The 20,596-nt window shown below is 58.6% G+C and carries 18 protein-coding genes; 9 read left to right on the top strand and 9 right to left on the bottom strand.

What is annotated here, in order from left to right; genetic code table 11:
- Positions 1 to 8 precede the first annotated feature (8 nt).
- The 3 genes from SP99_RS16395 to iolB are packed head-to-tail and all read left to right on the top strand — an operon-like array spanning position 9 to position 3,649.
- On the top strand, positions 9 to 1,913 hold the full coding sequence (locus SP99_RS16395; RefSeq protein WP_047959214.1) for a bifunctional 5-dehydro-2-deoxygluconokinase/5-dehydro-2-deoxyphosphogluconate aldolase: 1,905 nt from the start codon (positions 9 to 11) through the stop codon (positions 1,911 to 1,913).
- Positions 1,914 to 1,924: 11 nt separating this feature from the next.
- Positions 1,925 to 2,815: a myo-inosose-2 dehydratase gene (gene iolE / locus SP99_RS16390; protein WP_047959213.1), complete on the top strand. Its 891-nt coding sequence runs from the start codon at positions 1,925 to 1,927 to the stop codon at positions 2,813 to 2,815.
- A gap of 9 nt (positions 2,816 to 2,824) precedes the next feature.
- Positions 2,825 to 3,649 (top strand): 5-deoxy-glucuronate isomerase, encoded by an 825-nt coding sequence (iolB, locus tag SP99_RS16385; protein ID WP_047959212.1) that lies wholly within the window; start codon positions 2,825 to 2,827, stop codon positions 3,647 to 3,649.
- On the opposite strand, the gene SP99_RS16380 is transcribed toward iolB, so the two are convergent.
- Entirely contained in the window at positions 3,615 to 4,829 is a 1,215-nt protein-coding gene (locus SP99_RS16380; RefSeq protein ID WP_442855341.1) for an MFS transporter, read from the bottom strand. The two genes, iolB and SP99_RS16380, sit on opposite strands and share 35 nt — an antisense overlap.
- A gap of 116 nt (positions 4,830 to 4,945) precedes the next feature.
- Here SP99_RS16380 and SP99_RS16375 point away from each other — a divergent pair, with 116 nt between their 5' ends.
- The gene (locus SP99_RS16375) at positions 4,946 to 5,389 is read left to right on the top strand and encodes a winged helix-turn-helix transcriptional regulator (RefSeq protein ID WP_047959210.1); all 444 of its coding nucleotides are present in this window, start codon (positions 4,946 to 4,948) and stop codon (positions 5,387 to 5,389) included.
- 13 nt (positions 5,390 to 5,402) lie between these two features.
- Here the strand turns inward: SP99_RS16375 and SP99_RS16370 are convergent, their stop codons facing one another.
- The 3 genes from SP99_RS16370 to SP99_RS16360 are packed head-to-tail and all read right to left on the bottom strand — an operon-like array spanning position 5,403 to position 7,901.
- The gene (locus SP99_RS16370; RefSeq protein WP_047959209.1) at positions 5,403 to 6,146 is read right to left on the bottom strand and encodes an alpha/beta fold hydrolase; all 744 of its coding nucleotides are present in this window, start codon (positions 6,144 to 6,146) and stop codon (positions 5,403 to 5,405) included.
- Positions 6,147 to 6,157: 11 nt separating this feature from the next.
- Positions 6,158 to 6,622: a DUF6130 family protein gene (locus tag SP99_RS16365; RefSeq protein WP_047959208.1), complete on the bottom strand. Its 465-nt coding sequence runs from the start codon at positions 6,620 to 6,622 to the stop codon at positions 6,158 to 6,160.
- Positions 6,623 to 6,671: 49 nt separating this feature from the next.
- Positions 6,672 to 7,901 carry an MFS transporter gene (locus tag SP99_RS16360; protein ID WP_047959207.1) on the bottom strand — a complete coding sequence of 410 codons (1,230 nt, stop codon included), beginning with the start codon at positions 7,899 to 7,901 and terminating at the stop codon, positions 6,672 to 6,674.
- A 96-nt stretch (positions 7,902 to 7,997) separates the two neighbouring features.
- Here SP99_RS16360 and SP99_RS16355 point away from each other — a divergent pair, with 96 nt between their 5' ends.
- A complete protein-coding gene (locus SP99_RS16355) occupies positions 7,998 to 8,888 on the top strand; it encodes a LysR family transcriptional regulator (protein ID WP_047959206.1) in 891 nt (296 codons plus the stop codon).
- On the opposite strand, the gene SP99_RS16350 is transcribed toward SP99_RS16355, so the two are convergent.
- Positions 8,885 to 9,073, bottom strand: coding sequence for a YfgG family protein (locus SP99_RS16350; protein WP_053060162.1), 189 nt, complete (start codon positions 9,071 to 9,073; stop codon positions 8,885 to 8,887). The two genes, SP99_RS16355 and SP99_RS16350, sit on opposite strands and share 4 nt — an antisense overlap.
- 352 nt (positions 9,074 to 9,425) lie before the next feature.
- On the opposite strand from SP99_RS16350, the gene SP99_RS16345 reads away from it, so the two are divergent.
- Positions 9,426 to 11,666 carry an EAL domain-containing protein gene (locus tag SP99_RS16345; RefSeq protein WP_047959205.1) on the top strand — a complete coding sequence of 747 codons (2,241 nt, stop codon included), beginning with the start codon at positions 9,426 to 9,428 and terminating at the stop codon, positions 11,664 to 11,666.
- Between the two features lie 4 nt (positions 11,667 to 11,670).
- On the opposite strand, the gene ppx is transcribed toward SP99_RS16345, so the two are convergent.
- The 4 genes from ppx to purM all read right to left on the bottom strand — a co-directional run bounded on the left by ppx (position 11,671) and on the right by purM (position 17,132).
- Positions 11,671 to 13,209 carry an exopolyphosphatase gene (gene ppx, locus SP99_RS16340; protein ID WP_025758933.1) on the bottom strand — a complete coding sequence of 513 codons (1,539 nt, stop codon included), beginning with the start codon at positions 13,207 to 13,209 and terminating at the stop codon, positions 11,671 to 11,673.
- A gap of 3 nt (positions 13,210 to 13,212) precedes the next feature.
- The gene (gene ppk1 / locus SP99_RS16335) at positions 13,213 to 15,273 is read right to left on the bottom strand and encodes a polyphosphate kinase 1 (RefSeq protein WP_025758934.1); all 2,061 of its coding nucleotides are present in this window, start codon (positions 15,271 to 15,273) and stop codon (positions 13,213 to 13,215) included.
- A gap of 183 nt (positions 15,274 to 15,456) precedes the next feature.
- The gene (purN, locus tag SP99_RS16330; protein WP_032675307.1) at positions 15,457 to 16,098 is read right to left on the bottom strand and encodes a phosphoribosylglycinamide formyltransferase; all 642 of its coding nucleotides are present in this window, start codon (positions 16,096 to 16,098) and stop codon (positions 15,457 to 15,459) included.
- Complete coding sequence (gene purM, locus SP99_RS16325) at positions 16,095 to 17,132, bottom strand: phosphoribosylformylglycinamidine cyclo-ligase (RefSeq protein WP_047959204.1); 1,038 nt, start codon at positions 17,130 to 17,132, stop codon at positions 16,095 to 16,097. Before purM ends, purN begins: the two co-directional genes overlap by 4 nt.
- A gap of 246 nt (positions 17,133 to 17,378) precedes the next feature.
- On the opposite strand from purM, the gene bglK reads away from it, so the two are divergent.
- From bglK to upp, 3 genes are all read left to right on the top strand, one after another.
- Positions 17,379 to 18,272 carry a beta-glucoside kinase BglK gene (gene bglK / locus SP99_RS16320; RefSeq protein WP_047959203.1) on the top strand — a complete coding sequence of 298 codons (894 nt, stop codon included), beginning with the start codon at positions 17,379 to 17,381 and terminating at the stop codon, positions 18,270 to 18,272.
- A 10-nt stretch (positions 18,273 to 18,282) separates the two neighbouring features.
- Complete coding sequence (locus SP99_RS16315) at positions 18,283 to 19,713, top strand: 6-phospho-beta-glucosidase (RefSeq protein WP_047959202.1); 1,431 nt, start codon at positions 18,283 to 18,285, stop codon at positions 19,711 to 19,713.
- A 226-nt stretch (positions 19,714 to 19,939) separates the two neighbouring features.
- A complete protein-coding gene (upp, locus tag SP99_RS16310) occupies positions 19,940 to 20,566 on the top strand; it encodes a uracil phosphoribosyltransferase (RefSeq protein WP_003860560.1) in 627 nt (208 codons plus the stop codon).
- The last annotated feature ends 30 nt before the right edge of the window (positions 20,567 to 20,596 follow it).

The following is a 20,596-nucleotide window of genomic DNA, read 5'->3' as shown; positions in this document are numbered from 1 at the left end:
GTATCAACGTGGAAAAGCAGTTTGATGTGATATGCATGGGCCGCGTGGCGGTAGACCTCTACAGCCAGCAGATTGGTGCCCGTCTGGAGGATGTCTCGAGCTTCGCCAAATACCTCGGCGGCTCGTCCGGCAACGTGGCGTACGGCACCGCACGTCAGGGCCTTCGCTCGTCGATGCTGGCGCGCGTCGGCGATGAGCATATGGGCCGCTTCCTGCGGGAAGAGTTAAACCAGGTGGGCTGCGATACCAGCCATCTGATTACCGACAAAGAACGCCTTACGGCGCTGGTGCTACTCGGCATTAAAGACCGGGACACCTTTCCTCTGATTTTTTATCGCGATAACTGCGCGGATATGGCCATTACGGGCAGCGATGTGGACGAAAGCTACATCGCCTCCGCACGGTGTCTTGCCATCACCGGGACTCATCTTTCTCACCCGCAGACCCGCGAGGCGGTGCTGACGGCGCTGGGCTATGCCCGCCGTCACGGCGTACGCACGGTGCTGGACATCGACTACCGTCCGGTGCTGTGGGGGCTGACCTCCTTAGGAGACGGCGAAACGCGCTTTATCGCCGCCGATAAGGTCACCCGCGAGCTGCAGGAGGTACTGCACCTCTTCGACGTCATTGTCGGCACCGAAGAGGAGTTTCACATTGCCGGCGGCAGTACGGATACCCTGCAGGCGCTGGGGCAGGTGCGTGCCGTGAGTCAGGCAACGCTGGTCTGCAAGCGCGGCGCGCTGGGGTGTTCGGTCTATACCGGCGCCATTCCGCCCCGTCTGGACGACGGCCTGACGGTGACCGGCGTGCGCGTGGAGGTGCTGAACGTCCTCGGCGCGGGAGACGCGTTTATGTCTGGTCTGCTGCGCGGCTACCTCAACGACGAGGGCTGGGAGCAGGCGTGCCGTTACGCCAACGCCTGCGGCGCGCTGGTGGTGTCGCGCCACGGCTGTGCCCCGGCGATGCCGAGCAAAATCGAGCTGGATGATTATCTCTCGCGCGCCGCAAGGGTGCCGCGCCCGGATCTTGACCCGCGTCTTAACCATCTCCACCGGGTCACCACCCGCCGCCGGGAATGGCCGGAGCTGTGTGTAATGGCCTTCGACCACCGCAGCCAGCTGGAGGACATGGCGCTGCAGTGCGGCGCGTCGATCGGGCGCATTCCGGCGCTGAAGCAGTTGATCCTGCAGGCCAGCCGCGAGGCGGCAAGTCGTGCCGGGCTGGAGGGCAAAGCCGGTCTGCTGTGCGACGGCACCTTTGGTCAGGACGCGCTGAACGCCATTACCGGTGAAGGGTGGTGGATTGGCCGCCCCATTGAGCTGCCCGGCTCGCGTCCGCTGGAGATGGAACACGGCAACATCGGCACCCAGCTTATCAGCTGGCCCCAGGAGCACGTGGTGAAGTGCCTGGTCTTCTTCCATCCGGAAGACGCTCACGGCCTGCGCCTGGAGCAGGAGCAGAAAATCGCCGAGGTGTACCACGCCTGCTGCCAGTCCGGGCATGAGCTGCTGCTGGAGGTGATTCTTCCGGCCAGCATGCCGCGTAGCGATGAACTCTACCTGCGCGCCATCTCCCGCTTCTATAACCTCGGCATTTACCCGGACTGGTGGAAGCTGCCGCCGCTCTCCGCCGACGGCTGGACGGCGCTGAGCGAGATTGTCGCGCGCCGGGACCCGCACTGCCGCGGGGTGGTGATCCTCGGGCTGGATGCCCCGGCAGAACAGCTGCGCGCTGACTTCAAAGCCGCAGCGGGACAGGCGCTGGTTAAAGGGTTTGCCGTGGGACGCACGCTGTTTGGCGATGCCTCCCGCGCGTGGCTGAAACACGATATTGACGATGCGCAGCTGGTGGCGCGCATCCGGGACAACTACCTGCAGCTTATCGCCTGGTGGCGCGAGCGCGGACACGCATAATGGAGACGACAATGAGTGTACAACTGGGCATTAACCCGCTGACGTGGACGAATGACGATCTGCCTTCCCTCGGCGCGGAGACGCCGCTGGAAACCTGTCTGAGCGAGGGAAAAGAGGCCGGTTTTGCCGGGTTCGAGCTGGGCAATAAATTCCCGCGCGAAGCGCGCCTGCTCGGCCCCATCCTGCAGCGCCATAACCTGCAGCTGGTCTCCGGCTGGTACTCTGGCCGCCTGCTGGAGCGCAGTGTGGAGGAGGAGATCGCCGCCGTGCAGTCTCACCTGACTCTGCTGCGCGAGCTGGGGGCGAAGGTGCTGGTCTTTGCCGAAGTCAGCGGCTGTATTCACGGTGAGCAGCAGACCCCGGTTCACCTGCGTCCGCGCTTCCCGCAGGCGCGCTGGAAAGAGTACGGCGAGAAGCTCACCGAGTTTGCCCGCTATACGCAGCAGCAGGGCGTGCAGATTGCCTACCATCACCATATGGGCACGGTGATTGAGTCTGCCGACGACGTGGACAATCTGATGACCCACACCGGGGCGGAGGTCGGATTGCTGCTGGATACCGGTCATCTGACCTTTGCCGGGGCCGATCCGCTGGCAGTGGCGCAGCGCTGGGCGTCGCGCATCAACCACGTCCACTGCAAAGACGTGCGCGCCGACGTGCTGGCGGACGTGAAAAACCGTAAAACCAGTTTCCTCGACGCGGTGCTGAGCGGCGTGTTTACCGTGCCGGGCGACGGCTGCGTGGATTACCCGCCGATTATGCAACTGCTGAAGGCGCAGGATTATCACGGCTGGCTGGTGGTGGAGGCCGAGCAGGATCCGGCAATTGCCCACCCGCTGACCTACGCCCGTCTGGGGTATAACAACCTGAGCCGCCTGGCGCGCGACGCCGGGCTTATCTGAGGAGGAGACATGTCACGTTTGCTATCACGCTGGCAACAGCCGGACGCGGTGGGGCGCACCCAGTGCGTTACGCCGGAACGCGCCGGCTGGGGATATGTCGGCTTTGAGGCGTATGAGTTGCAGGAGGGGCAGACGCTGACGCTGCCCGCCGTCAGCGAAGAGCGCTGTCTGGTGCTGGTCGCCGGGCGCGCCTCCATAAGCACGCCTTCCGCGCAGTTTAACGACATTGGCGAGCGGATGAGCCCGTTCGAGCGCATCAGGCCGTGGGCGGTTTACGTTACCCCGCAGGAGACGGTGCAGGTGAAGGCGCTGACGAGGCTGGAGCTGGCAGTCTGCGCCGCTCCCGGCAAAGGCACATACCCGACACGGTTGATTGCGCCGCAGGATATCGACGCTGAAGCGCGGGGCAAAGGCCATAACCAGCGCTATGTGCACAATATTCTGCCAGAAGATAAGCCCGCCGACAGCCTGCTGGTGGTGGAGGTGTGGACCAATGAAGGCTGCACCAGCTCGTACCCGAGCCACAAGCACGACACGGATAACCCGCCGCAGGAGACGTATCTGGAGGAGACCTACTACCATCGCCTCAACCCCGGGCAGGGGTTCTGCATGCAGCGGGTTTACACCGACGACAGAACGCTGGATGAGTGCATGGCGGTCTACAACCGTGATGTGGTCATGGTGCCGAAGGGCTATCATCCGGTGGCGACGATGGCCGGGTATGACAGCTATTACCTCAACGTGATGGCCGGGCCGGTGCGCAAATGGATGTTCACCTGGGAAGAGGACCACGCGTGGATTAATCGCGATTATCCCGCAGAGCAGGGGGGCTAGCGCGGGTTAGCCACCAGAACACCAGTGCCAGCAGGCTGACCGAAGCGCCAAGCAGGCAGACGCCCGGCCAGCCGGCAAGGGCGTACGTCATCGTCGTGCCGATCGCGCCGAGCCCGCTGCCGACGGCATAAAACAGCATATAAAGCCCGACCAGCCGGCTGTGCGCCTCGGGACGGGTGCGAAAAATCAGGCTCTGGTTGGTGACGTGTAGCGCCTGTCCGCCCGAATCGAGCAGTATGATGCCGATAAGCAGGATCCCGAGTGAACGGTACATCAACGATAAGGGCCACCATGCCAACAGCAGAATCATCAGCGCCGCCGCACTGGTGCGTTGGGCATAGCCCCGATCGGCCCAGCGTCCTGCCCGGCCAGCCGCCAGCGCGCCTACCGCGCCTGCCAGTCCAAACGCGCCAATCGCGGTATGCGAGAAGCTAAAGGGCGGGACGCTCAGTGGCAGCACCAGCGCGCTCCAGAAAATGTTGAACGACGCAAACATCAGCAGCGCCAGCACGCCGCGTATCTGCAGCACTTTTTCCTGTCTCAACAGCGTCAGCATCGAGCCAATCAGTCGCGGGTAGCTCATCGTGGCAGTGACAACTGGCAGGATGGGGAGCCTCCACCACAGCGGTAATGCAATGATGAGCATCAGCGCGGCGGCACACAGATAAACCCCGCGCCAGCCCGCGATGTCGCTGATGCCGCCAGCAAAGACGCGCGCGAGCAGCAGACCCATGAACACGCCGCCCTGTGCCGCGCCGACAACGCGGCCTTGTTCATGCGGCGACGCGGCGCTGGCGGCATAGGCGATCAGCCCTTGCGTCATTGCCGTACCCAGCATGCCGGTCGCCAGCATACCGGCAAGAAGCGCGAAGGGGGTTTGCGCCAGGCCGACCGAGGCCAGGGTGACCACCAGAGCAACAAGCTGGAGTGCCATCAGGCGTCGGCGATCCACTTTATCCCCCAGGGGAACCACAAACAGCAGGGCCAGCGCGCAGCCAATCTGCGTGGCGGTGACCACGCCGCCGACTGCCGCAGGGCTGATGCCAAAGTCTCCGGCCAGCGCGTCAAGCAGGGGCTGTGCGTAATAGACGTTTGCCACGCTTAAACCGCTGGCGGTGGCAAAGAGCCAGACCATGCTGCGCGGCATGTCGGCTGAAAGAGGGGCTGATGACAGTGACATGTTTAACATTCCTCGACTGAATCAATCTGGTTTTAAAATGAAACTGGTTGAATGCTAAGTTATGCAGTTTTAAAATGCAACTGGTTATGGCGTGGCCTTTGCAAGGAAAAGACGAGATGTCTCAAAAGACGGTTAAAGAGGAATATTGTCCCGTTGCCCGCAGCGTCGAGGCGATCGGGGATCGCTGGTCGCTGCTTATCGTGCGTAATGCGTTTGACGGCATGACGCGCTTCGGGGATTTTCAGCGTAGCCTCGGGGTGGCGCGCAACATCCTTTCTGACCGGCTTCGCAAGCTGGTTGATGCGGACATCCTGACGTTACAGGGGGCATCAGACGGCACGGCGTATCAGGAATATGTGCTGACCGATAAAGGTGAGAGCCTTTTCCCCGTCGTTGTGGCGCTGCGGCAGTGGGGAGAACAGCATTTGTTTGCGCAGGGCGAGCGCCACTCGCTGCTGGTCGACAGGAGGACGGGCAAGCCGGTTCCCTTTATGACGCCAGCAGCGCAGGACGGCACTGCGCTGCTGCCTTGGGATACGGAAGTGCAGAAAGTGGAATAAACCGCCGTGGTCGTTAATTGTCCCTGACCGCCTGCTCAATCGTCCGGGCGATGGCCTCCGGCTGGCTTACCATCGACACGTGGCTCGCCGCCACCTCCGTGGTTTTCGCATGGATCGTCTTCGCCATCGCACGCTCAAGCGCCGGGTTAATCATCCGGTCATTCTGACTCACCACATACCAGCTCGGTTTGTTGTGCCACGCGGCGTGAGTCACTTTTTCTGCGAAAGCGTCGCCCTTAATTGGCCCCTGCGTGGCCGCAATGGTCTGTTGTTCAGCCGGTTTCACATCCGGCGCGAAGTCCTTCCTGACGGCCTCCGTTGGCAGATATAAATAGCCGTCCGCCGTTTTGGCGATGCCCGCGCTGCCCGGCGGCGCAGGGACGCTTCCCGCGAGATCCGCCGTCGACTGGCCGGAGTCCGGCGCGAACGCCGCCACATACACCAGCGATTTCACCCGCGCATCGTTGCCCGCTTCACTAATCACGGTGCCGCCCCACGAGTGGCCCACCAGCACCACGTCGCCGTGCGCCCGGGCGATGGCTCTCTGCGTGGCGGCCACGTCATCTTTTAGCGAGGTGAGCGGCAGCTGGACGGCAATCACCTCTGCGTGCTGTTTCTGCAACAGGGTAATCACCTTATTCCAGCTGCTGCCGTCGGCAAACGCGCCATGAACCAGTACGACGCTGGTTTTACTCTCCGCGAAGGCGCTGGCGGAAAGGGCCAGCAGGCCTGCCGTCAGTACAGACAGTGCTTTCATCTTCAGATTCCTTAAAAATGGTGGATCGCCGCATGGGGCGGCACGGTGAATTCAAGGGTTTTGTGGTCGACAGGCTTATGGGTCGGATCGGCCAGAATAATCGTGACCTTGTGTTTACCGGCGGGGAGTCCCACCAGAATCACCGGCTCTCCGCTGGTATCTGCCCAGTGCCACGGCGCGTCATCCACCACCACGTGAATGTGTCCGATGCGCGGGGTCACCCGGAGCGCATCAGGGCCGAACACCGGCTCGATACGCAGATTTTCGACACGATACTGAATAAAGACCGCCCCTTTGCTCAGCGGACCGGCGAGCGGTGGATCGACAATCAGCCTGGCGGGGGGCTGCGGGTGTTCCAGCGGGGCAACGGCAGCAGGGCCGTTGACGTCTGCGGCGCTGAGGTTGTCCAGGGGCGCGGCCCTGGCGCTGGCCGACGCCAGGGCAAGTATCGGCAGCAGTAAAAATCGACGATTCATCTTTATCTCCTTATCCGTTGAGAGTGATAACGGAGACAGAAGACCATTTTTATGTATCGGCGATATTTGCCGGAGGGGGCGTTTTGTACCCGTTTGTCAGCGTGTCGCGCTGGATACAGTGCGTTACACTCTGCCTGCGCGAACGGCGCACAATCGTTATCGCCAGACCGGCAATCACCAGCGTTAACCCGGTGGAAACCCACATTGCCCCTGCGGTCCCCAGCGTTTTGTTGAGCCATGCGTAAGCAAACGGCGCCGCTGCCGCCATCAGCTGCGCGGGGATCAGCAGCAGACCTGTGCGGCGGGCATAGTTTTCCGCGCTAAACAGCGCCAGCGGCAGGGTGGCTTTAACGATAGTCACCAGCCCGTTGATGGCCCCATAGCCCAGCACAAACCCGGCGGCGCACCAGACAAACAGGGCGCTGCTTATCCCCACAAGAAAACAGAGCGGCATGGCGAGAGCGGTAAAAAGCGTTAAAGAGAAGGGCGTTAAGCGGGCACCGGCCACGACCTCCAGCGCGCGGGCGCCCGTCTGGCCAAATCCCCACAGCATGCCGATGGCGACCGGCAGGCCGCAGCTTGCAATAAATTCCGGCAGATGGGTGGACGTACCGTTAGAGACAAAGGTGATGAGGGCAATGAAGGCGGCATAAAGCCAGCCGTTACGCCGTTCGTTTTTCAGCGGCGGCGCGCTGTAATTTGTCGTCACCGCCAGGCGCTGCCGGGGAAGGGTGCGTATCAGCGCTGCGCTCAGCAGACCTGCGAGGGCATAGACGCGTAACGCCTCCTGCCAGCTCATGATGTGGAGCAGGCCATCGCCCAGCGGCCAGAAGACGGCGGAGGCCAGCCCGCCTGCCAGCGTGACGCGTGAGATCGTTCTTCGCGCCTGCTGCCCGTAGAGGTTGACCAGCGCGGCGAACAGCGCATCGTACAGCGACAGGCGCATCCCGACGCCGGTGACCAGCCAGGCGCAGTACCAGCCAGACAGCGTCTGGGTAGACGCCATCCCTGCGCAACTGATGGCGATCAGCAATGTGCCGCTCATCACCACCGTCTGGCCGCCAAAGCGCGCCAGCAGACGGGCGACAAACGGCGAGACCGCCGCCATCACCAACATCGCCAGCGTCAGGCCGAGGTAAATCTGCGGGGATGACCATCCCCGGTCGGCTGAAATGGCCAGCGCGAAGGTGCCGGGCATATAAAACGAGATCCCCCAGTTGATGAGCTGATTACAGCCCGCCGCGAGGGCGAGGCGGCGAGGCAGGGCCGGTGTTTCCATTGTTTTCACTCCGTTATGCAGTTGTCCTGAGCATAACGGCCGCGGTATTGTGCTGGCAGGGCAGCAACCTTATGCGCGGTATAAGAGAAACTTTGAATGACGACGCTTAATCTGGGCTATCTCGCGACCTTCCGTCTGGTTCACCAGCGCGGCAGCTTTTCCGCCGCGGCGGATCTGCTGGGCATTTCCCAGCCCGCTGTCAGCCTGCAAATTCGCCAGCTGGAGCAATTTCTGCAAACGCGACTGGTGGAGCGTACCGGGCGGGGCATCAGGGTGACGGCAGCCGGAGAGGCTCTGCTGGCGCATGGGGAGCGCATTCAGCAGGCGGTGGATGAAGCCATTCGCGCCGTGAGCGCCTTCAGCCATGATGTGAGCGGCACCATTACGCTCGGCACGGGCGCAACCGCCTGCATTCATCTGCTGCCGCCGCTGCTGGAACAGCTACGCCGCGACTATCCGCTTCTGAACGTGGGGGTAACCACGGGCAACACCCTGGATATCGTCAGGGCCATCGAGGAGAACCGTCTCGATATGGGGCTGGTGACGCTGCCAGTGAGTAGCAGAGCGCTGGACGTTCTGCCGGTGATGGAGGAAGAGTTTGTTTTTATCGCCTCGCGGGAGCAGCAGGAGGCTTTCAGGGCGTTTACCCCGGAGGCGTTATATGCTCACTCGCTGATTGCCTTTGAATCCGGCAGCGGTACCCGGGCGCTGATCGAGGGCTGGTTTGCTGCCAGTGGCTCAGGGGTCACGCCGGTGATGCAGCTTGGCAGTATCGAGGCGATCAAGCGCATGGTGCGCGCAGGGCTGGGCTACAGCATTGTGCCGCGCATGGCGGTGGAACAGGAAGCCGATCGTGAAGGGCTATGCGTGAGGTCGCTGACGCCGGTGCTGCATCGGCAGCTGGCCGTGGTGATGCGACAGGATAAAATCCTCAGCAAAGGGATAGCAGGCATTATTCGGTTAGTGCAAAACTCTCCGGCGAGCTAGCGGTCAGCCGTGTCGGCGGTCAGGCTGGTTTGCTGAGACTGGAGTTTGTCCTGATGGTGATACCAGGCGCCAATCGAAGAGTAAACGAAGCGGCCAAAGAAAAAGAGGAAGCTGATTAACAGTATGATGCGGGTCATCCGGGTGTTAAATCGATGTCGTTTGCGCATACGCGTGACCTGACTCACTCTGTTTTTCCTGGGTAAGCCCTTTTGGGCGATAAGGATATTAAGGCACAGCGGGAAGATGGGGTCAATTCTGCAATGTGTAAATAACCGTCAACGTTTACATTATCTGATGTTATTGAAATTTATTAATGCATTTACCATCTTGATAACGCGAGGAAAATTATTTCAAAAAAGCGCCGCAAAACGTTATTTGCGTAAATTAGTTTGATTTAGGTCAACGGATTCTCAAGCCTGGTATTTAAAATCCTTCCTCCACACTGTTCGCCCTGCACGTTGCCGGGCGGCGCGTACGTCAGGTCGGATGCCTGTCTTTATGTTCCCCAGGGACTGAAAGGGGTTAAACCGGGCATCTATGAACATTCTCGCTTTCCTGAAACGCAATAAAGACCGCTGGTGGGCGCTGCCGCTTATTTTGCCAGTGGTTTTGCTGCCCGTGCTGAGTGCAGCCAATACCCTGACGCAGCTGGGCGACGGTATTGTGGCGCTCTATTATTTGCCGCTCTCTTTTCTGCTCGCATTAATGCTCTTCTTTGGCTTTGCCGCCGTGCCTGGAATTGTGTTATCGCTGTTTATCCGCTATTACGACGCGGTCGGGCTGTTTGAAACCGTCGCCGGTGTGCTGCATTTTATTGTCCCTCTCGTGCTGAGCTGGGGCGGTTATCGCGTTTTTGCCCCCAGACGCAATATGACGGGGTACGGCGATATCCGGCTGATGCCGCAGCGCCTGTTCTGGCAGGTCTTCTGTCCTGCAACGCTGTTTCTGGTGTTGTTTCAGTTTGCGGTCTATCTGGGCGTGTATGAGAGTCGTCAGAGCCTGGCGGGGCTCAACCCTCTCAATATTCGCACGCTCATTAACTATCAGGCGCTGCTGGTCAGCGGGCTGACAGGCGTGCCGTTGAGCTATCTGTTGATCCGCCTGATTCGTCATCCGCGCTATCTCACCCGTTTTATCTCGCAGATCCGTCTTCAGATAGACAAAAAGGTGACGCTCGTTGAGTTTTTGCTGTGGGCGATTACGCTTGGCGGGTTGCTTTCGCTGCTGTTGCTCCCGATGAATGAAAACAGCTCCATTTTCACCACCAACTACACCCTGTCGTTGCTGATGCCGGTGATGCTCTGGGGGGCGATGCGTTTTGGCTATAAGCTGATATCGCTAATCTGGACACCAGTGCTGCTGGTGTCTATTCACTATTTTTACCACTATATCCCGGTGAACGCGGGGTATGACATCCAGCTGGCGATCACCTCTTCCAGTTACCTGGTCTTCTCGTTTGTGGTGATTTATATGTCGATGCTGGCGACTCGTCAGCGTGCGGTGAATAAACGCACCCGCAGGCTGGCGCTGCTCGACCCGGTCGTACATATGCCTAACCTGCGGGCGCTGTCGCGCGATCTGGCAAAGAACCCATGGTCGGCGCTCTGCCTGCTGCGCATTCCGGAGCTGGAAATTCTGGGCCGAAATTACGGCGTGCTGCTGCGTATTTTGTACAAACAGCAGCTGGCGCAGTGGATTAACGGCACGCTTCAGCCGAATGAGCAGGTATATCATCTGACTGGCTGCGACCTGGCGGTACGGCTTAACGCAGAATCACACCAGCAGCGCATTGATACCCTCGACGAGCATATCAAACAGTTCCGCTTTGTCTGGGATGGCATGCCGCTGCAGCCGCAGGTTGGCGTGAGCTACTGCTATGTCCGCTCCCCGGTTACTCATCTTTATCTGGTACTGGGCGAGCTGGGGGTGGTTGCCGATCTGTCGCTCTCCTCCAACCATCCGGAAAATCTTCAGCAGCGTGGCGCTGTCCATCTTCAGCGCAGCCTGAAGGATAAAGTCGCGATGATGAGTCGCCTGCAAAAGGCGCTCGATAACAACGCTTTTACCCTGCTGGCGCAGCCCGTTCGCGGCCTGCGGGGTGACCGCTATCATGAAATCCTGCTGCGGATGCCGGACGTAGACGGGCTATTGCTCTCCCCCGATCAATTCCTGCCCGTCGCGCAGGAGTTTGGTCTCTCCTCGCGGGTGGATTTGTGGGTGCTGGACCACACCCTGCGCTTCCTGGCAGAACACCGCGAGCAACTACCCGGTCATCGTTTTGCCATTAATCTGGCCCCTTCAACCGTTTGTCGGGTGCAGTTCCCGCTTGAGGTGAGCCGCCTGCTGGCGAAATACGCCATTGAGCCATGGCAGCTGATTTTTGAGGTGACGGAGTGCAGTACCTTCGGCAACGGGGAGCAGGCGCAACACATCCTCCAGCAGCTGCAGAAAATGGGGGTACGCATTGCGATTGATGATTTTGGCACCGGCTATGCCAGCTACGCGCGGCTGAAAAGCGTGGATGCCGATATTCTCAAGATTGACGGCAGCTTTATTCGCAACATCGTCAATAACAGCCTGGATTACCAGATAGTGGCCTCAATCTGCCATCTGGCGCGCATGAAGAAAATGCTGGTGGTGGCAGAGTACGTCGAGACCGAAGAGATACGCAGCGCGGTTCACGCGCTGGGCATCGATTATGTGCAGGGATATCTGATTGGCAGGCCGGTGGCGCTTGCCTCGCTGCTGGAGGCAGAGGCGCCCGTAGCGGACGCCTGAGCCGTTACGCCGCGACGTCGGCGCTCTCTTCTTCGATCTTGAGCAGCCAGCCGGTGACCGCTTCCCAGTACTGCTGCTCTTTTTCCAGGTCCAGCAGGACCAGCGCGTTCTGGCTAAACCAGTCGTGCGGGAAGCATAGCGTCCAGTGATGGTCGTCAGTTTTCAGCTTCAGCGTGGGCGGGGTGGTGGTGGCCTGACGTTGGTTATTGAGCAACACGCCCAGGCGCAGCAGCTGAATCAGCGGCAGGAACTGCTTCTTCTTGAACAGCGTGAAGCGCGGCAGATCGTCGAGCTTGATGGCTTTACGGTGATAGCGTACCAGGGTCGCCATCATGGTCTGCTGCTCCTGGTTGAAGCCCGGCAGATCGCTGTTTTGCAGAATGTAGGCCGAATGACGGTGCATGCCGCTGTGGTTAATGTTCAGTCCCACTTCGTGCAGCATCGCGGCCCATTTCAGCAGAGCGGCGAGCTGCGGATGCGCAAGTTTAGGATTCTGCTCCTGCCATTGTTCGTACATCTGTACGGTGGTTTCCAGCACGCGCTTCGCCTGGTCGCGGTCGATGTTGTACTGGTTTGCCAGGCTTTGCGCGGTGCGGCTGCGAATATCCTGGTGGCGGAAGCGGCCTTCCATCTCGTAGAGCACGCCTTCACGCAGCGCGCCGTCGGAGAGACGCAGCTCTTTGATGGCCAGCGCATCGAACACGCCGCAGAGAATAGCCAGCCCCGGCACGAACACCGCTTTACGCTCGTCGGAAAGCCCCGGCAGGCTTAAGGCGTCAAAACTTTTATGTTTCAGCACTTCTTCGGTCAGCAGCGTCAGGCGCTCGGGGGTGATAAACCCGTCTTTTTCACCCATCGCCAGCAGCACTTCATGCGCCGCTTTGATGGTGCCTGATGCGCCCAGCGCCACGTTCCAGCCCTGGATCCGGTACTGCCAGGCCAGGTTTTCCAGTTTCTGGACGGCTGCCATCCGCGCCCGCTGGAAGTTCTCACGGGTGATGGTGCCGCCCGGGAAGTACATCTGCGCGAAGCTGACGCAGCCCATCCGGCGGCTTTCCACCAGACGTGGCTCAAAGTCTTCGCCGATCACAAGCTCTGTAGAGCCGCCGCCGATATCGATAACCAGCTTGCGCCCTTTTTCCGGCTGGGTGTGCTCAACGCCCATAAAAATCAGGCGCGCCTCTTCGTTACCGGAGATGATCTCAATCGGGTAGGGGATCACTTTCTCCGCCCGCTTGAGGAACTCTGGCGCGTTCAGGGCCTGGCGCAGGGTATGGGTGCCCACGATGCACACGCTGGAGGGCGAAAAGCCCTGCAGACGTTCAGCGAACAGCGACAGGCAGTTTAAGCCGCGCTCCATCGCCTCTTCGCTAAGCATGCTGCGTTCATCAAGGCCATCCGCCAGGTGTACGCGCTGCTTCAGACGACCGATGATCTGCAGCGCGCCATCCACCTCACGGGCGATGACCATGTGGAAACTGTTAGAGCCTAGATCGACCGCGGCGAATTCCTGCGGGCGTGGGGTCTTATCATTTATCGGCATAGGTTAATCGGGTTGCTCGAGTGATTTGATATAGTCGTAAATCGCCAGTTGTGACCGCACTTTACGGCGGTTGCCGCGCGGTACATAGCGGTTACTCAGTTCTTTGTCGATATAGCGTGCTTTCACGGTATCGCTGAACAGAATCTCGATAATGTCGAGGATCTGCTGCTTCAGACGCGGATCCAGCAGCGGTGCCGCGACTTCAATTCGGTAGTCAATATTGCGCGTCATCCAGTCTGCAGAAGAGAGATAGACCTGCTTATCACCCGCATTATCAAAAATATAGACCCGATCGTGTTCCAGGTAGCGGTCAACAATGCTGATCACCCGAATATTGTCGCTGATACCTTCCAGTTCCGGGATCAGCGAGCACATGCCGCGGATCAGCAGGTTAACCGGCACGCCGGAGCTGGATGCCGCATACAGGCGGTCTACCAGGCCTTTGTCGACCAGGTTGTTGAGCTTCAGGGTGATACCGGACGACAGCCCTTTCTGGGCATTGGCGATCTCTTTATCGATCATATCGTACAGCAGACGACGCGAGTTCTGCGGTGAGACCAGCAGATAGTCGAAGCTCACCGGGCGGTACGGGTTCTCAATAAAGTTGAACACCCGACGCACCTCGTTGGTGATGCGCGCATCAGCGGTCAGCAGCGAGTAGTCGGTATAAATTCGCGCGGTTTTCTCGTTAAAGTTCCCGGTACCGATGTGGGCATAGCGCACCACGTCGTCACCCTCTTTGCGGGAGATGAGGAACAGCTTGGCGTGAATTTTCAGCCCCGGCGCGGAGAAGATGACGTGTACGCCCGCTTCCGTCAACCGGCGCGCCCAGTGAATGTTCGCCTCTTCATCGAAGCGCGCCTGCAGCTCCACCACCACGGTAACTTTTTTACCGTTGTGCGCGGCGTGGATCATCGCATCGATAATGCGAGAATCTTTGGCCACGCGGTAGATGTTGATTTTGATCGCCAGCACGCTCGGGTCGAAGGAGGCCTGACGCAGTAGCTCCAGCACGTGTTCAAACGTGTGATACGGATAGTAGAGCAGGACGTCGCGTTCGCGGATGGCGTCGAAACCGTTGCGGAATTTATCAAACCACAGATGGCGCAGGCGCGGCAGCGGTTTGTTTACCAGATTGGCCTTGCCGACGTTCGGGAAGCCAATAAAGTCTTTAAAGTTGTGGTAACGGCCACCCGGCACGATGGAGTCATAGCGCGAAATGGTCAGTTTCTCGCGCAGCATTTCCACCATCGCGTCCGGCATATCGCGCTGATAAACAAAGCGCACCGGCTCCGCCGTCAGGCGCTGCTTGAGGCTGGAGGACATCAGCTCCATCAGGCTGGCTTCCATCTCGTGCACTAGGTCATATTCGGCGTCACGGGTCATCTTCATCGAGTAGGCGTTTAACGCGTCGTAATCGAAGAAGCCTTTAAAGATGTCATCCAGACAGTAGCGCAGGATGTTATCCAGCAGGATCATCGGCTTGCGTCTGCGCGGGGTTTCCGGCGGCAGGTTCACAAAGCGCGGCACCTTATCGGACGGGATCTCCAGCAGCGCGTATCGGATGGATTCACCGCGAATAATTTCCACCGCCAGGTAGGTGTAGTCATCTTTCAGGAACTGCACCAGATCGGTTTCGCGGTTGATCAGAATCGGGGTAATGTGCTGGCGCAGATACTGCTTGAAGTAGTGGCGCAGCCAGTTTTGTTGGTTAACGGAAAGCTGACGTTCGTTAATCAGGAAGATTTGATTGCGTGCCATCTCCAGCAGCAGTTCGTTATACAGGCCGTCAAATTCCTGATCGGCTTTCAACACGCGGGACTGGATTTTGCCCAACAGATGACGCGAGTGAGAGTTTAAGCCCTGTTCTTCGCTGATGATGATGCGTCTTTTCAGCTCGGCAAAGCGAACCTTGTAGAACTCATCCAGGTTGTTGGAATAAATGCCCAAAAAACGCATGCGCTCGATCAGCGGGTTACTTTTGTCAGCCGCTTCCTGGAGGACACGTTCGTTAAATGCTAACCAGCTTAGCTCTTTCTCGATATATAACTTTTCCTGACCCATTACAGCTCACACTCCAGTTCAATCACAGGACGTGGTAAATCCGTCTCGTCCTTATTATGGCGAGCATTTCCACGATATGTCCAACAGTGCCAGAAAAGTATGACAGTTATTTTTTTTGTTGAGGATTTTAGAGGGTTGGAGAGGGGGATATCGGGTAAGCGCAGCGCCACCCGACATAACAAACTACTCTTCGGCCGCATAGCCCTGCGGAGGTAACTTCACGCCATCCAGCCATGCCGCGCCGTCGCGCATTTCGAGACGCCCGTCGACAAACCAGCTCACCACCAGCGGGTAAATGGCATGCTCCTGGGTCTGTACCCGTTCGGTCACGTCTTCTTCACTGTCGCCGTCAAAGACCGGGACTTTGGCCTGCAGGATCACCGGGCCGCCGTCCAGTTCGTCGGTCACGAAATGCACCGAGGTACCGTGCTCTTCATCGCCGTTTTCCAGAACCTGGCGATGGGTGTGCAGGCCGGGATATTTCGGCAGAAGCGAAGGGTGAATATTCAGCAAACGTCCGGCGTAGTGCGCGACAAAGGCCGGGCTCAGAATACGCATGTATCCTGCCAGCACCACGACGTCAGGGGCGTAGGCATCAATCTCCTGCACCAGTTCGCGGTCAAACGCTTCACGACCGGCAAACTGGCTGGCTTCCAGCGCGTGCGCGGGAATGTTTGCTTCCCGGGCGCGCTCAAGGCCGAATGCATCGGCCTTGTTGCTGAAGACTGCCCGAATGGTGCCGTTGATTTTCTTCTGTTTGCAGGCGTCAATTATCGCCTGCAAATTGCTTCCGTTGCCGGAAATGAGCACCACGATGTTTTTCATTCAATGACCACACGCTGTTCGGAATCGGAAGCTTTAATCGTACCGATTTCCCACGCGTTTTCACCTTTCTCTGTCAGCAGCTTAACCGCTTTATCCGCTTCACTGGCTGGCAGGGCGATCACCATACCGACGCCGCAGTTAAAGGTGCGATACATTTCGTGAGAGCTCACGTTACCTGCGGTCTGCAGCCAGTTAAAGACGGCCGGCCACTGCCATGAGGATTCGTCGATCACCGCCTGCGTGTTGTCCGGCAGTACGCGAGGAATGTTTTCCCAGAAGCCGCCGCCCGTCAGGTGGGCAATGGCGTGCACGTCAACGTTCTCGATAAGCTCCAGCACGTTTTTCACGTAGATGCGGGTCGGGGCCAGCAGATGATCGGCCAGTGGTTTACCTTCAAGCTCGGTGGTCTGTGGGTCGCAACCGCTCACCTCAAGAATTTTGCGCACCAGGGAGTAGCCGTTAGAGTGCGGGCCGCTGGAGGCCAGCGCGATCAGCACATCGCCATCGGCTACTTTGCTGCCGTCGATAATTTCTGATTTTTCTACCACGCCGACGCAGAAGCCTGCGACGTCATAATCTTCGCCGTGATACATGCCCGGCATTTCAGCGGTCTCACCGCCGACCAGCGCACACCCAGACTGCAGACACCCTTCGGCGATACCGTTAATGACGCTGGCTGCGGTATCCACGTCCAGTTTGCCGGTCGCGTAATAATCGAGGAAGAACAGCGGCTCAGCACCCTGAACCACCAGGTCGTTTACACACATCGCGACCAGATCGATACCGATTGTGTCGTGACGTTTTAAATCCATCGCCAGGCGCAGTTTTGTGCCTACACCGTCAGTACCCGAGACCAGAACAGGTTCACGATATTTTTGCGGCAGCGCGCACAGTGCGCCGAATCCACCCAGACCCCCCATCACTTCCGGGCGGCGGGTTTTTTTCACCACACCTTTGATTCGGTCAACCAGCGCATTACCTGCGTCAATATCAACACCGGCATCTTTGTAGCTGAGAGAAGTTTTGTTGGTCACGGCTCAAGTCCCCACGCGATTGCATAGCTAGTAAGAAAAATCGGCGCAATTCTAACAGTCCAGGCAAACGTTTGCGAGCCTATTCTCGGCGAGAGGATTTTTTTTTCTGTTCCCCCTCTGGCAGCGCGCAAACTTGACTCCGTTCACGAAAATGAAACCGGTTTCGGCGATCTGCTTGCCAGCGGTTTGCGGATTGAACATCATGAACTGAAACCGGTTTCAGTTTCATTCAGGAGGGATGAAGTCATGAGCATCGCCGCATTCGATATTGGTGGCACCGCATTAAAAATGGGCATCGCGACAGCGCAGGGAGAGCTTCTGCAAACGGATAAGGCCGCCATCAAGAACAGCGACGGCGAGGCCATCCTTTCGCATATGCTGAGCTGGGTGACGGCGCATCGCGGACTTGACGGGATCGCCATCAGCGCGCCGGGGTACGTTAACCCGCATACCGGGTTTATCGAGATGGGAGGGGCAATCCGCCGCTTCGACCAGTTCGCGTTGCAGGCCTGGCTTGAGGCGCAGACGGGGTTACCGGTGACCGTAGAGAATGACGCCAACTGCGTGCTGCTGGCGGAACGCTGGCAGGGGAAGGCGACGGGGATCGACAATTTCCTGGTGCTGACCATCGGTACCGGGATTGGCGGGGCCATTTTCTGCAACGGCAGGCTGGTTCACGGGGCGCGTTTTCGCGCCGGGGAGTTCGGCTACATGCTTACGGAAAGGGCAGATTCAAGACGTGTTGCCCGCCACTCCATGAATGAAAACTGCACGTTACGCACCCTGCGCAAGCGCTACGCCGACTTTCACGGGCTGGCGCTTGATGAGGTGACCGGCGAAGCCATCTTTGATGGTTATGACGCAGGCGACGTGGTATGCCGCCGCCTGGTGGATGATTTTCTTAACGGCATTGCGACAGGGCTCTACAACCTGGCGAATGTGTTCGATCCGCAGACCATTTTCATTGGCGGCGGTATCGCGGAACGACCCGGTTTTATGGGCCTGCTTCGCACCCATCTCACGTGGTTTGGCATCGCGGATATCGCCGATGTTGTCAGCCACGGCAACCGCGCCGGGTTAATTGGCGCGGTTTACCATTTCAGACAGCAGTATCCGTCAGCAATCCGCAACATCGAATGAGGGAAAGAGTATGTCAGGATTTAAAGCAGGTTTTCTGTGGGGCGGCGCGGTGGCCGCGCACCAGCTGGAAGGCGGCTGGCAAGAGGGCGGTAAAGGAGTGAGCGTCGCCGACGTCATGACCGCCGGCGCCCACGGCGTACCGCGTGAAATCACCAACGGCGTGCTGCCAGGGAAAAACTACCCGAACCACGAAGCCATCGATTTTTACCATCGTTATAAGGAAGACATCAAACTCTTTGCCGAGATGGGGTTCAAATGCTTCCGTACCTCTATCGCCTGGACGCGCATCTTCCCGAAAGGGGACGAGCGGGAGCCTAACGAGGCGGGCCTGAAGTTCTATGACGATCTGTTCGATGAATGTCTGAAATACGGTATTGAACCGGTTATCACGCTGTCTCACTTTGAGATGCCTTTCCATCTGGTCACGGAATACGGCGGATGGCGCAACCGTAAGCTGATCGACTTCTTCGTTCGCTTCGCAACCGTCGTATTCCAGCGCTATCAGCATAAAGTGAAGTACTGGATGACTTTTAACGAGATCAACAACCAGGCTAACTTCCACGAAGATTTTGCGCCGTTCACCAACTCCGGGCTGAAGTATGCGCCGGGGGAGGACCGGGAGCCGGTGATGTTCCAGGCGGCCCACTATGAGCTGGTGGCCAGCGCCCTGGCGGTGAAGGCGGGACGCGAGATTAACCCGTCGCTGCAGATCGGCTGCATGATTGCCATGTGTCCTATCTATCCGCTGACCTGCGCGCCCGACGATATGATGATGGCGATGAACGCCATGCACCGTCGTTACTGGTTCACCGACGTCCATGTGCGCGGTAAGTATCCGCAGCATCTGCTCAACTACTTCGAGCGTCGCGGTTTCGCGCTGGATATTACCGAGGAAGATAAAGCGGCGCTGACCCAGGGCTGCGTGGATTACATCGGCTTCAGCTATTACATGTCTTTCGCCACCAAAGCGACGGCGGACAACCCGGAACTGGATTACGACGAGAGCAAGAGCCTGGTCTCCAACCCGTACGTGCAGAAATCGGACTGGGGCTGGCAGATTGACCCGGTGGGTCTGCGCTACTCCCTGAACTGGTTCTGGGATCACTACCAGCTGCCGCTGTTCATCGTTGAAAATGGCTTTGGCGCCATCGACGTGCAGGAGAGCGACGGCACGGTGAATGATCAGTACCGCATTGACTATCTCGCCGCCCACATCCGTGAGATGAAAAAAGCGGTGGTGGAAGATGGCGTAGACCTGATGGGCTATACCCCGTGGGGCTGTATCGACCTCGTTTCTGCCGGTACGGGCGAAATGAAAAAACGCTACGGCTTTATCTTTGTCGATAAAGACAATGAAGGTAACGGCACGCTGAACCGCAGTAAGAAGAAGTCGTTCGACTGGTATAAGCAGGTGATTGCGAGTAACGGCGAGCAGCTATAATTGCCCGGTGGCGCTGCGCTTACCGGGCCTACGGGATGTGTAGGCCGGGTAAGCGTTAGCGCCACCCGGCAGAACCCCGCACTCAAGCCGGAGTCTCGCCTCCGGTTTTTTTGTCCCTAAATCACTTCGCTTGATCCCTGTCAAGCAAGATGGGTATGGCCTAATCTGAAAAAAGCGGTATAATCCCGCGATTTTTTTGCGGATGCCACCTCAGAGGAGAAAGAGAATGAAGATTGTGGAAGTGAAACACCCACTCGTTAAACACAAGTTGGGCCTGATGCGTGAGCATGACATCAGCACGAAGCGTTTTCGCGAACTGGCATCTGAAGTGGGTAGCCTGCTGACCTACGAAGCGACCTCTGACCTGGAAACCGAAAAAGTGACCATCGAAGGCTGGAACGGCCCGGTGCAGGTTGAGCAGATCAAAGGTAAGAAAATTACCGTAGTGCCAATCCTGCGTGCCGGTCTCGGCATGATGGAGGGCGTGCTGGAGCACGTACCGAGCGCGCGTATCAGCGTGGTGGGTATCTACCGTAATGAAGAGACGCTGGAGCCGGTACCTTACTTCCAGAAGCTGGTATCTAACATCGACGAGCGTATGGCGCTGGTGGTTGACCCAATGCTGGCGACCGGCGGTTCAATGATCGCCACTATCGATCTGCTGAAAAAAGCAGGCTGCAGCAGCATTAAAGTGCTGGTACTGGTTGCGGCACCGGAAGGGATCGCGGCGCTGGAAAAAGCGCACCCGGATGTGGAGCTGTATACCGCGTCTGTCGACCAGGGGCTGAACGAGCACGGGTACATCATCCCGGGGCTGGGCGATGCCGGCGATAAGATCTTTGGTACGAAATAATCGAATAACGATAACGAAGCCGACTTTGAT

This window comes from Enterobacter sp. BIDMC92 (genome assembly GCF_001030225.1).
Taxonomy (GTDB): Bacteria; Pseudomonadota; Gammaproteobacteria; order Enterobacterales; family Enterobacteriaceae; genus Enterobacter; species Enterobacter sichuanensis.
Note: the sequence above shows the minus strand (reverse complement) of the source record. Positions and strands in the feature narration are given on the sequence as shown.

Coding starts and splice junctions, on each gene's coding strand:
- iolE (WP_047959213.1), top strand. CDS start 1,925: ATGAGTGTACAACTGGGCATTAACCCGCTGACGTGGACGAATGACGAT.
- iolB (WP_047959212.1), top strand. CDS start 2,825: ATGTCACGTTTGCTATCACGCTGGCAACAGCCGGACGCGGTGGGGCGC.
- SP99_RS16380 (WP_442855341.1), bottom strand. CDS start 4,829: ATGTCACTGTCATCAGCCCCTCTTTCAGCCGACATGCCGCGCAGCATG.
- SP99_RS16375 (WP_047959210.1), top strand. CDS start 4,946: ATGTCTCAAAAGACGGTTAAAGAGGAATATTGTCCCGTTGCCCGCAGC.
- SP99_RS16370 (WP_047959209.1), bottom strand. CDS start 6,146: ATGAAAGCACTGTCTGTACTGACGGCAGGCCTGCTGGCCCTTTCCGCC.
- SP99_RS16365 (WP_047959208.1), bottom strand. CDS start 6,622: ATGAATCGTCGATTTTTACTGCTGCCGATACTTGCCCTGGCGTCGGCC.
- SP99_RS16360 (WP_047959207.1), bottom strand. CDS start 7,901: ATGGAAACACCGGCCCTGCCTCGCCGCCTCGCCCTCGCGGCGGGCTGT.
- SP99_RS16355 (WP_047959206.1), top strand. CDS start 7,998: ATGACGACGCTTAATCTGGGCTATCTCGCGACCTTCCGTCTGGTTCAC.
- SP99_RS16345 (WP_047959205.1), top strand. CDS start 9,426: ATGAACATTCTCGCTTTCCTGAAACGCAATAAAGACCGCTGGTGGGCG.
- ppx (WP_025758933.1), bottom strand. CDS start 13,209: ATGCCGATAAATGATAAGACCCCACGCCCGCAGGAATTCGCCGCGGTC.
- ppk1 (WP_025758934.1), bottom strand. CDS start 15,273: ATGGGTCAGGAAAAGTTATATATCGAGAAAGAGCTAAGCTGGTTAGCA.
- purN (WP_032675307.1), bottom strand. CDS start 16,098: ATGAAAAACATCGTGGTGCTCATTTCCGGCAACGGAAGCAATTTGCAG.
- bglK (WP_047959203.1), top strand. CDS start 17,379: ATGAGCATCGCCGCATTCGATATTGGTGGCACCGCATTAAAAATGGGC.
- SP99_RS16315 (WP_047959202.1), top strand. CDS start 18,283: ATGTCAGGATTTAAAGCAGGTTTTCTGTGGGGCGGCGCGGTGGCCGCG.
- upp (WP_003860560.1), top strand. CDS start 19,940: ATGAAGATTGTGGAAGTGAAACACCCACTCGTTAAACACAAGTTGGGC.